Here is a 12,120-nt window from a genome sequence, read left to right as displayed (position 1 = left end):
TTACAATTGCGTTGGGGAGGAAATACAATGGTTATTTTAGATGCTAGTAAAATAGTGAAAATTTACGGAAAGCAAAGTGGGGCAGGCTCAACAACTGCTTTAAACGGAATAAGCCTTACCATACATAAAGGGGAATTTATTGCGATTATGGGACCATCTGGTAGTGGGAAGACTACATTGCTTAACGTAATGAGTGGGATTGATAAGCCCACTTCAGGTGAAGTCAAAATCTCTGATAAAGAAATAAGTGAGATGGCAGGGGAACAACTAGCTCTGTTTCGTCGAAAGCAATTAGGCTTCGTGTTCCAAGAGTTCAATCTTTTAGATAGCCTAACGGTAAAAGAAAATATCATTCTACCAATGATTCTTGAAAAGAAAACAGCAAACGAAATGGAACAAAAGGTGCTAGAACTAGCCAGACTTTTTGAAATTGAATCGATCTTACATAAATACCCATATAATATTTCCGGGGGGCAACAGCAGAGAACGGCAGTTAGTAGAGCATTAGTGAATGAGCCAAGTATCATTTTTGCCGACGAGCCAACTGGAAACTTGGATTCTAAATCTTCAGCGGTAATCATGGAATGCTTTGAAAAAATCGTTCAGGAGCTTTCGACGACTGTTCTTCTTGTGACACATGATGTTTTTGCTGCTAGCTATTGCCAGAAAGTAATCTTTATAAAAGACGGTCTAATCCATTCCTACATCGTAAAAAAAGGTAGTAGGAAGGAGTTCTTAAATCAAATTATGGATAACCTCGCCGTACTAGGAGGAAGAACCCATGACATTTAATCAGATCGTTTTGAAAATGGCAAAGGTTCAATATAAGAAATATATCGTTTATTATGTATGCAATAGCTTTGCAGTAATGTTCTTCTTTATGTTTTTGAGCGTGTATTTCAATGACCAAGTAGTCCAAGCGAAAAAGCTAGAAGGGATCCAAGAGGTTCTAACAGTTCCAGTTGTTGCCCTTGTTGTTTTTACAGTTTTTTTCATTAATTACGCACATACGATTTTTATCAAAAGGAGAAAAAGTGAGTTCGGACTTTTCATGACATTAGGAATGTCAGGGCGGGATATAAGCAAATTATTATTACTGGAGAATGGTGTCATTGCTCTCGCTTCAATCATATCCGGTATTCTCTCAGGTACAATCTTTTCTAGATTATTTTTTTTACTCTTAATGAAGAGTGTCGGTTTAGAAGATATCCCATTTCATCTGAATGCTAAAATGTTCATGTACTCAATTGGTATCTTCTTAGCTGTATTTTCAATAGTAGTTGGAAAATCGCTCTTCCTTACTCTTAACCGAAATCTTCTTCAAAGCTTGAAGAGTGATAGGGTGCGAGAGACGATAAAGTTGAGAAGCCCACTATTTGGAGCTGTTGGACTAGCGATGATGGTTGGTTCGGCCCTGATGCTTTATTTTACATTTTCTGAAATAACGGGTGGGTTACTATTACTTTGGACAATTGCAATATTATTGGGTTTATACATAAGCCTCAATCAGTTTATGAGTTTCTTTATCGAAATTGCGAAGAAAAATAAACCATTTTATTTTAAAAGACTATTATCTTTATCAAGCTTGGATTATAAATTTAAACAACTAACATCCATTTTAATGCTTGTGACTGTCATGATTATGGTAACAATCTTTTATAGTTCGCTAGTGTTAACCTTTTATCAATCATCAGAAAAGCAAGCGATTGATAACAATCCTTATGATCTTGCATTTGTCCAAACAGAAACAAAAAATAATCTACCTTTGGATGAAATTTATTCAGTCATTGACAAGAAGGAACATCCAGTAAAAGAGCATCTAATGATCCCGACCTTTACCTATTATCAGTACAATCCGAACACGGATTGGCAATATAGCTATGTCTTTATGTCAGTGGATGATTTTAATCAATTAACTTCCAGTCCGAAAAGCTTGCAAAATGGGGAATATATGTACTATGAAAATAGTGAGCCGGAATATGCATCTGAAAATAACGCTTATGCTCACGGTCTTGCCTTCCCAATTGGTAATGATGATCTTTCCTTGAAAATGAAGGAATCAATTACTGAAAAGAACATTAATTTATTGAGTAATGCTTATGAATTTATTATTGTTAGTCATTCCGAATTCGAGCTCCTAAAACGCAACTTGGAAGGATTTGAATCAACCATTCAATTATTTAACGTAGCCAATTGGAAGGAAACAACCGATGCGGTTGAGGAATTAGAGGAGCGGCTTCATCGGTATAATCAATCTAATCCACCTATTGAAGATATTCGAACGGAGCTTACATCTGAAGAAGATTTAGTTCGGGTTGAGTCTAAAATAGCCGATTATAATTACAACAAAAATACGAATGGAATCATGTTCTTTGTTATCACATTTTTAAGTGTCTCCTTCTTTTTTGGAACATTTATTCTATTATACTTAAATCTCTTTTCCGATATTGATCGGGAAAAGGAAAAATACCGGAAACTATATAAAATAGGAATTACGGTAAAAGAAGTTAAAAGAATCATTTCTAAGGAATTAATAACCCTTTTCTTTATACCAATTATTCTTGGCACTACTTTAGCCTACACCTACATCGTTGTATTAGCTACGGATGTTGGTGGAATCATGAAAAATCCAGAATTACTCGTTCACTTCGGTCTCGTTGCAGGCATCTATTTACTCATCCAGGTCGGATATTTCTTATATGCAAGAAGAAAAATGGTAAATCAACTAACTGAAAATAATTTTTAAATCAATTGGTGTTATAATAGAGAAAATTATGTGAATTTACGAGGTGATATAGATGATCATGTTTGTATGAATGGTATGAAAGATAACTAGTATACTTTCGCGGTAATTTTTGCTCCATACTCTAAAATTTTTTCTAAAAATGGAGGGAGCAGGACATGAGTTATATTAACGCGGAAAGTGTTTTACCAGAAGAAATCATTAAAATCATTCAACAATATGTAGATGGAAAGCCGTTATACATCCCCAGAAAAAATGAAAATAAAAAATCCTGGGGTGAGAAGAGCGGATCACGTGAGGCTCTAAAAAAGAGAAATCGTGAAATTTATAAAAGCTATCTGAATGGCGCTACTATATCGGAATTAACAACCATCTATTATCTTTCTGAAAAAAGTTTGCAGAGGATCATTAGGCAAGAAAGAGTACAAAGTTCATAACACTAAATCGGGATGTGAATAATCACATCCTTTTTTCTTGCTCGACATAAATAGCACAATGGTGATGTGATATTCCTTCCGGTCGCTGGTTATACGTACCGTATAAAGGCTCCTACAGGAAATCACATCACCACTATTGTGTTAATTGTACCACCGGTTTTCTTTAGATCATATTCTATTCCTACATGTTTTTGAGCGTCTATTATGATACCTTTCATGTTACGTTTAAAATAGCGAGGAGGAGAAACGTGATGATTACAAACCAAATAGAAAATATCTTTAAAAAGTATGCAGATCGTGAAAATTTTTCTGGAGTAGGCTATGTGAAAAAAGGAGAGACAACTGTTTTCCATAGAGCATATGGATTTGCTCATCAAGGCTGGCAGGTTCCAAACCAATTAGATACAAAATTTGATACAGCATCGATAACAAAAATATTTACCTCGGTTGCCATTTTCAAATTAATTGATGAACAATTACTAAGTTTGGAAGATAGAGTCCTTAGCATTCTAGATCTTGGAGAATCGGCCATTAGTAAGGACGTATCGATCTATCATTTACTTACGCATACATCGGGCATTGCGGATGATGCAGATGAAGAAGCGGGAGAAAGCTATGAAGAACTATGGAAGCTGATACCAAATTATTCCGTAACTGAAACGGTAGATTATTTACCTCAATTTATTCATAAAGAGTCAAATTTCAAGCCTGGAGAAGGCTGCAGATATAATAATTGTGCTTTTATTTTATTAGGTTTAATTATTGAAAAAATAAGTGGAATGAGCTATCGAGAATATGTAAAGAAACATATTTTTGATGTGGTTGGGATGAAGCACACAGGGTTCTATTCAATGGATCAAGTTGTTGAACATGCTGCAGAACACTATGCTTCCATTCTAGATGACAATGAAAATATCATTTGGTATCGAAAAAATATTTATTCCTATCCATCAATAGGTTCGGCGGATGCTGGTGCTCTAACTACTGTCACGGATTTGGACTTATTTTTACGAAGTCTTAAAGCTGGAAAATTACTATCTGATGAACTGACGAATGAAATTTTTACCCCGAAAGAAAGCTATCGAATACATGAAAAGGTTACTGAAGTAATGGGATACGGATTTCAATTTTTAATTAAAAATGACACAGAGGAGATCAAATACATTCAAAAGGATGGAATCAATCCAGGTGTATGCAGTATTATGAATTACTATCCTAAAACGAATACAACCATTATCATACTGGCCAATCAAGATACAAATGTGTGGGATTTAGCATGGGAAGTACAAGAACTACTAGGCGAGTAAAATAATACGCTGTGATTATCGAGTATGGGGGGAATAATGAAAATGAATGAAAAAACATATCTACGTATAGAAGAAATTATTTCAATCCCAAGCTTATCAGATACAAATATAAGTAATGATGGCAAAAACGTAGCATTCGTCAAGAAGACAGCTGACTGGAAAGACAATACATATAGGAATCATGTATGGATATATGAAAAAGATAAGGGGCAGTGTTCCCCCTTAATAACTAAAGACATAGATAGTACATTCCTATTATGGTCTCCAGATTCTAGAGATATCGCATACCTTAGTCCAGTTGGTGACGGGGATCATAAGAAAAAACAAATTTTCGTTAAGTCAATAGATGATTATTCAGAGGTTCAAATGACTGATGAGAAAGAAGGGGTCAGTAGATTCAAATGGGGGTCTTCTGGCAAGGGTATTTATTATGTTGCACAGTCAAAAGAATCAGAGGCGATAATGAAACGTAAGGAACTATATGGAGATTTTCACCATATAGGTAAGGAATATCAGAATAATAGTTTATATTACATTGAAAAAAATGATAAATATGAATTCGAAAATAGCGTTGTTAATCAACTAACTGATGGTCAGGATTTTCATATCCATGAATTTGATATTTCAAATGATGGGAATAAGGCTGTATTTATGGCTACACCCAGTTCAAAGATGGAAGATTTTATGAATGGAGATCTATACATACTAGATATTAGAGCTGGAGAGCTACAAAAGTTGAATATAGATAAGTTGTTAGGGGGTAGCGTTTGCTTTTCTCCGGATGGCAGCAAAATATGTTATTCAGCAAGCATACGGGAGAAGGATTACTATAAGACCCAAATACAAGACAGTACTCTAGAAATATATGATCTAAATAATGGCGAGCACATTCAACCTTTAATAGATTTTGATAGTACGGTTATTCCATTACGGTGGACAGCAAAAGGAATATTAATTAAATGGCAGAATAAAACGAATTACCATATTGGGTTGTTATCTGAGAATGGCTCTGTGAAAATGTTAAGCCAAAAAGAAGATTGCTTTATAATGGATGCTTCGATAACAATAGATGGAAATCATATATCCTATAATATGGCCATAACAAATGAAACCTTTGAAATCTATTTAGACGATAAAAAAATAACGGATGAAAATAGCTTCTTCAAAGGAAAGCTTAAAAGTAACAGGGAGATAATCTCATGGCAAAGTAGTGATGGTCTTGATATAGAGGGAGTTTTAACAACTCCAGTAGAGTTTGACGCAAATAAAAAATATCCCTTATTAGTGATCATCCATGGTGGTCCAGCTTGGGCATCCTTTCCAATATTTTCTGGCTGTTTTAATGAGAAATATCCGATTGAGCAGTTTATCGAAAAAGGCTTTATTGTTTTAGAACCAAACTACAGGGGAAGTTCTGGTTATGGTAATGAATTCCTAAAAGCTAACTATCGAAAACTGGGGATTGCTAACTACGATGATGTTATATGTGGAGTAGATAGTCTAGTTAACAAAGGGATTGCAGATAAAGATCGAGTAGGGGTTATGGGATGGAGCTATGGAGGATATATTTCAGCCTTTTGTTCTACATGTAGTAGTAGATTTAAAGCTATTTCAGTTGGAGGGGGAATTACGAATTGGAGTACCCATTATGTAAATACAGATATCCCTTATTTTATTAGGATGTATTTAGGAAATACTCCATGGAATGATCCTGAGATATATACTAAAACATCACCAGTGACATATACTAAATCAGCCTGTACTCCCACTTTAATCCAGCATGGCGAAAAGGATGAAAGAGTCCCAACTCCAAATGCATACGAGCTATATCAAGGATTAAGGGATATGGAAGTTGAAACAGAATTAATTATATTTAAAGGAATGGCATATAGTCCTGACCAACCAGGAATTAATGTAGCTATAATGAAGCAGAATTTGATGTGGTTTTCACATTATATTCTTGGAGACAGTATGGAGGGTTTTGTGGTTTTGTGAGTTTTCAATGGATATCCTGTGATTGAAGCACTATGATATTTCTATGTAATTTCCACTTTGTAGTACTCTAGCAAGAAAAACAGACTCACTGATTGTGGTGGGTCTGTTTTTCTCTTCGTCCTGTAAAAAGAGCTTCACCCTCCCTCTACATCACCTCTTCTTCCTTAATATTTATTCTAGTTAACCTTGTAAAACGTAATGGTGCAAATAAAGAAATGAGTCCGAGGGAAAAGAATATAATTCGAATGTCGATGACTTCAGCTAATATTCCTGTAAGAAACCCTGCTAATGGCAATGTTCCTAAGCCAAGCATCATGATTAATCCATTTACTCGACCAAATATATGGGATGGAACTAAGCTCTGGCGCATCGTTTTAAATAGAACATTAAACATAATCACAGGTGCACTTTGAATAGCGACTGCAAGTAATAATGTTTGCCAATTCCAACTAAACGCAACCGTTATGATTCCGATTGCACATATAAATAGATTAATTAACATGAGTCGAATATGGTTTCCTTTATTCCCTTGGAAGTTCACGATAATTATCGCTGCAATTTGGGCAACGGCTGCACCGGCATAAACCCACCCGACCTCCTCAGAAGTTAATAATAATTTTTCACGAGAAAAGTATACAAGCATACTAATTAATGCTCCATTGGCTATATTTACGATTAAGACAAGTAATGTAAATGGTCCTAACACTGGATGGTTCACTAAAAAGTTAGCTCCTTCACGAAGCTGCTCAAAAGAATTCGATTTGCTCTTTTTAGGTGATTCCTCTGTTATAAAAATTAAAAATAGAATTGAAATAGCAATTGGAATATATGAAAACGCATCAAGAAAAAGAACATTATACACGTTGATTTTTGATATTAATATTCCTGCAATCATACTTCCAAACAAAACAGAGGAAGTATCAATGAACTGATGGAGGGCATTGACTTTTATTAAGCTTTCTTTTTTAAATAATTGCGGAACGACTGTAGAATTTACTACTGAAAAAACTGCCCCTATGCATGCAATTAAAAAACCGAGTATATAAATATGCCAAATATGCAGGATCTGTAAATGATGTAATATTGGAATAATAGATACTAATGCACCTTGAAGAAGTGCACTTATGAACAATAGTATTCTACGTGGCAAACGATCTGCCAGTACGCCTGCAATGGGTGAAATAAAAATAAATGGCAATGTCTGAAATAGAAACATCATCCCCATACTTGCAGCAGACTGTGTTAATTCAAAAATGAGCCATGGTATCGCAATGATATATAACTTATCCCCTAATTTAGATAATGCTGTTCCAGAAAAATAAAGAATTGCATTTCGTTCTCGTAATACTGAATATGTATGCATTTTATTCATCCTTTCATTTTTACAATTTGCTTAACATTATTATGAACTTTCTAAAAAGGGGGAAAAAGGGTACTATTATGTTAAATATGTCCCCTTTTAGGAGGTGTCAATCTTGAAAGAACGTTATTTCACTTTGCGGTCTTATTTAATGCATTTTGAAAAAGACAAACAGTACGATTTGAAATTAGAGGATGTTGATGCACTATGGTTTTGCTCTAGAAAGAATACGAAGCGTATTTTAAAGCAGCTCGTATCAGAGAGACTCCTTGCGTATCAGCCTGGAAGAGGAAGAGGGAATGTATCTAAAATTAGTTATTTTACTTCATTTCAAGAAGAGATGGAAACCTTAATTAACGATTATGTTGAAGAGGGTAAACTTGATAAGATTGCTGAAATTCTTCGTCTTCCGATTCCTAAGGGATGGGTTGCCAATTCGTCAAAAGAAATTAGTGAGTTACTAGGACTCAAGCATGATTACTCAGAGTCGAGAGATATACTCCATACTTTTAAAGTTCGAGAAATTACTACACTGGATCCATTACGTGTTTCATTGGCTCTAGAAACACATCTTATCGAGTATTTAGGGGATACACTCGTACGCTATGATAAGGAAAGGGATTGTTTTATCCCGCATATTGCCCATCATTTTTATGTAGACCCAACTGAACGAATTTGGACGTTTTATTTAAGGAAAGGTGTATATTTTCATAATCGGGAAAATGTTACGAGCTATGATGTGGCTTCCACGATTGAACGAATTAAGAAGGGGAATCCCTCATATTCATGGCTTGCTGGAAATATTGAAAAAGTGGAATGTCCTCATTCACATAAAATAGAAATTCATCTTGTTGAGCCGAATCCGTTTTTTTTACGGTATCTTTCTGCACCTATTTTTTGTATTTTACCAGCTAATGTGGAGTTTAATGAGTTCGAATGGATTGGTACTGGGCCTTTTAAATTGAAAGAAAGAACGGAATATAAGATGGTTTTACAAGCGAATGATTATTATTTCAAAGAACGGCCTTTGATCGATGAAATCCATTTTTACCATGTCACTAAAGAAGCTGCAAGAATGATTTATCTTGCCGGCAAGGAGAGTACAACCGATATTGAACCAAGCAAGTATAGAATAAACGATTCAGGGGTATACCTATTGTCTTTTAATTTACAACGTAAAAATATCATTCAACAGCATGATTTTAGAGAGGCAATCTATCATGTATTTAATGTACAAAAGATGGAAAATGACTTACAGATGGATATTTTCGAAGCAAGTAGTCTTGACATCGAACGTTCTAGGTCAGAGACAAGATCGCCCCAAAAAGTAGCTGCTCTCATTGAATCTTCTGGGTATAAAGGAGAAACTCTGAATCTATTTTGCTTTAATAAATATCCCGTATTGAGAGAGGCTCAGTGGTTGCAAAATGAAGCAAGTAAATTTGGGATATCACTCAATATTTGTCCCATTTCATACTCTGAGTTTATAAAAGAAGGGGTAGAGAAAGAGATTGATATCCTGATGATGGGATTGTCACTTTCATTCGATAAACACCTTGCATTCTCATATGCTTTTAAAAATAAAGTATTACTTTTTAATAGATTGTTTTCAAAAGAAATAGAAGAGTACGTACAGAGAAAGTTATATTTATTTGAACTTGAAGAAGAAAAGGATAAAAGAACAATCATAATGGAGGAAATCGAGCAGTATTTAAAAAAGGAGCTTGCCATGTTCTTTTTGTATCATCCTATTGTTACTAGATTCATGGATCCGAATATTAAGGACGTAGAATCTCACTCATTCGGCCATATTGACTATACGAAGTTATGGATTCCTAGCTAGAAGGATTGGTTCTCCAGTTTACAAAACTGGAGAACATAATATACGTTATTAAAAAGGTGTTGGAGCATTGATTTGTTCATCAAAATTTATTTTTAGCAATTGTCCCGCATGGACCAAACCAGATCCAAAGCCATACATCAGTACCTTGTCTCCATTTTTTACTTTTCCTTCACGAATACCAAGATCAAGTGCTAAAGGAATCGTGGCAGCAGATGTATTTCCGAAATACTCTAAGCTATAAAGTGTTTTTTCTAGCGGATATTCAAGCTTTTCACATATTGGCTCAATCAAACGTAGGTTGGCGCTATGTGGGATAAACCAATCAATCTGTTTTGAGCTGGAGTTCGTTTTTTCTAAGAGCTGCTTAATACAATCAGGTACATTTCTGACAACCCACCGAAAAACTTCTCTCCCATTTTGCACGAGATATTGAGTATCGAGTAACTCAATCCCGTTTACTTTTTTCGAGATGCCAGTCCGGTACACATGCTGTGCCCCGCTGCCGTCACTGCCAAGGTGAAAACCATTGAAATGTTCATATTCGTCATCTCTTTCTACTAGTACAGCTCCAGCACCATCACCAAATAAAATACATGTGCTTCGATCAGTGTAATCCGTGATTTTTGAAAGAGCATCCGCTCCAATTACTAATATCTTTCTATGAAGCCCAGAGGTAATAAAGCTATGTGCAGTATGCAACCCATATACAAATCCTGCACATGCTGCACTAAGATCGATGGCTCCAGCTTGTGAGATATTTAATCGATTCTGGATAATACTTGCAACAGATGGGAAAGGGAAATCGGGTGTACTAGTTGCGACAATAATCATATCAACATCTTCAACGGTTTTATTATATCTTTGCATTAAATCATTTACTGCCGCCACACATAAATCACTTGTAAATTCATCTGAATGACTAATTCTTCTTTCTTGTATGCCTGTTCTTTGGATAATCCACTCGTTATTCGTTTCAACCATTTGCTCAAGCTCATGATTTGTTAGCTTTTTCTCGGGCACATAAGTCCCAATAGCGGTGATTCTTGCACCTATCATCCTTTTACACCTCATTATGGTTAGTATCTGATATTAGTACTTGGTGCTAATTATATGGTTAAATGTATGAAAAATCAAATTTTTATGTGGTGAATTTGCTAACGGCCGTATTTTTCAAATAATGACCGTATTTCGAGAATAACGTCCGTATTTTTCAAATAATGACCGTATTTCAAAAATAACGCCCGTAAATTAAAAAAAGTACAAAATCCCGATCAAATTTCCGCAGGATTTCTGCAATTTTTGTAGAAATATGACGTATCAGCTAAAAGGAGTTGACCAAATGAACAAAAAAGAGTTGGAAATACCACTCAGAGTTAGAAAGTTAGAAGCGCTTCTTAGAAGACTAGCAGAAAATCATCCTAGATATACCGATATTAGCAGTGAATACGCAAGAAGAATGTCTGGTTACAGGGGCGAGCAATCCTTAAAGTATTATCTTAGTTTTCTAAAAGAAAAAGAGTACCTCATTTTTCATAATCTCCGCCTTCCTGATACCTCCGGCGAACACTTCTTCGAAATTGATCTTCTCATCGTTACCCCAACATTTACGCTCATTATTGATGCGAAAAATTACCGTGGAGAACTGTTGTTTGATGGTAAATTTAATCAGCTAATTCAAACATATAAAGAAGAGAAAAAAGTATACCCTTGCCCAATTGCCCAGATTAATAGACAACAGCAGCAACTGAAAAAATTATTAACAACTAATAAGTTTTCACCTCTACCGATTGAAAGTCTTGCAGTTTTTACAAATCCTTCTGCGCTTCTCACAGCAACCCCCAACCATAAACAAATCCAAAAAGTGATTAAAAGTACTAAGTTCCTCGATATGGTTGAAACTTTTGAAAAAAGCCATTATAAAGAGGTTTTGGAAAAGAAGCAGTTGCAAAAGATTTCTAGATTTTTAATGAAGAAACATACACCGCACAAACAAAATATTTTTGAGCAGTTCGGAATTCAAGAGGATGAATTAATTAAGGGGGTATGCTGCTCAAATTGTAACAATCTACCGATGGAACGAGCACAAAGATTGTGGCGCTGCTTGAAATGTGGCTTTTCATCCCAAACTGCATACCTAGGGGCGATTAATGATTATCTACTTCTTATAGGAAATGAGGTTACAAATCGAAACCTCCGTGATTTTTTAAACCTTCAGTCCAGTTCTGCAGCTAAAACCATTCTGAAATCATTGAATCTATCGCATAACGGAGGTCAAAAGAATAGAATCTATTATTTTCCTCCAGATTTTTCTATAAAATAAGTTGCCGATAGATCATAAATTGGAAATACGGTCGTTATTTTGAAAATACGGTCATTAAATTGCTATTGTACCTATATAGTAGACAGTTTTAGAGAAACAACCACTCTCAAATTAA

General features: G+C 35.1%; 9 protein-coding genes. 7 read left to right on the top strand and 2 right to left on the bottom strand.

Going from position 1 to position 12,120, the window contains the following annotated elements; all coding sequences use genetic code 11:
- Window positions 1-27: 27 nt before the first annotated feature.
- The 5 genes from MJG50_RS10375 (at window position 28) to MJG50_RS10355 (ending at window position 6,482) form a co-directional block, all read left to right on the top strand.
- Window positions 28-792: an ABC transporter ATP-binding protein gene (locus MJG50_RS10375; RefSeq protein WP_240255486.1), complete on the top strand. Its 765-nt coding sequence runs from the start codon at window positions 28-30 to the stop codon at window positions 790-792.
- Window positions 782-2,746 carry an FtsX-like permease family protein gene (locus tag MJG50_RS10370; RefSeq protein ID WP_240255484.1) on the top strand — a complete coding sequence of 655 codons (1,965 nt, stop codon included), beginning with the start codon at window positions 782-784 and terminating at the stop codon, window positions 2,744-2,746. The genes MJG50_RS10375 and MJG50_RS10370 overlap by 11 nt, the downstream gene beginning before the upstream one ends.
- 155 nt (window positions 2,747-2,901) lie before the next feature.
- Window positions 2,902-3,180 (top strand): CD3324 family protein, encoded by a 279-nt coding sequence (locus MJG50_RS10365; RefSeq protein WP_240255482.1) that lies wholly within the window; start codon window positions 2,902-2,904, stop codon window positions 3,178-3,180.
- 251 nt (window positions 3,181-3,431) lie between these two features.
- Complete coding sequence (locus MJG50_RS10360; RefSeq protein WP_240255480.1) at window positions 3,432-4,487, top strand: serine hydrolase domain-containing protein; 1,056 nt, start codon at window positions 3,432-3,434, stop codon at window positions 4,485-4,487.
- Window positions 4,488-4,523: 36 nt separating this feature from the next.
- Window positions 4,524-6,482, top strand: a complete 1,959-nt coding sequence (locus tag MJG50_RS10355; protein ID WP_240255478.1) for a S9 family peptidase — start codon at window positions 4,524-4,526, stop codon at window positions 6,480-6,482.
- Between the two features lie 145 nt (window positions 6,483-6,627).
- On the opposite strand, the gene MJG50_RS10350 is transcribed toward MJG50_RS10355, so the two are convergent.
- Window positions 6,628-7,845 (bottom strand): MFS transporter, encoded by a 1,218-nt coding sequence (locus MJG50_RS10350; protein ID WP_240255476.1) that lies wholly within the window; start codon window positions 7,843-7,845, stop codon window positions 6,628-6,630.
- 112 nt (window positions 7,846-7,957) lie between these two features.
- On the opposite strand from MJG50_RS10350, the gene MJG50_RS10345 reads away from it, so the two are divergent.
- Entirely contained in the window at window positions 7,958-9,685 is a 1,728-nt protein-coding gene (locus tag MJG50_RS10345) for an ABC transporter substrate-binding protein (RefSeq protein WP_240255474.1), read from the top strand.
- A gap of 48 nt (window positions 9,686-9,733) precedes the next feature.
- On the opposite strand, the gene MJG50_RS10340 is transcribed toward MJG50_RS10345, so the two are convergent.
- Window positions 9,734-10,741, bottom strand: coding sequence for a ketoacyl-ACP synthase III (locus MJG50_RS10340; protein WP_240255472.1), 1,008 nt, complete (start codon window positions 10,739-10,741; stop codon window positions 9,734-9,736).
- A gap of 283 nt (window positions 10,742-11,024) precedes the next feature.
- Here MJG50_RS10340 and MJG50_RS10335 point away from each other — a divergent pair, with 283 nt between their 5' ends.
- On the top strand, window positions 11,025-12,005 hold the full coding sequence (locus tag MJG50_RS10335; protein ID WP_240255470.1) for a nuclease-related domain-containing protein: 981 nt from the start codon (window positions 11,025-11,027) through the stop codon (window positions 12,003-12,005).
- Window positions 12,006-12,120 lie beyond the last annotated feature (115 nt).

Origin of the sequence: Fredinandcohnia quinoae (assembly GCF_022427965.1) — a bacterium.
Lineage (GTDB): Bacteria > Bacillota > Bacilli > Bacillales > Bacillaceae_L > Ferdinandcohnia > Ferdinandcohnia quinoae.
Note: the sequence above shows the minus strand (reverse complement) of the source record. Positions and strands in the feature narration are given on the sequence as shown.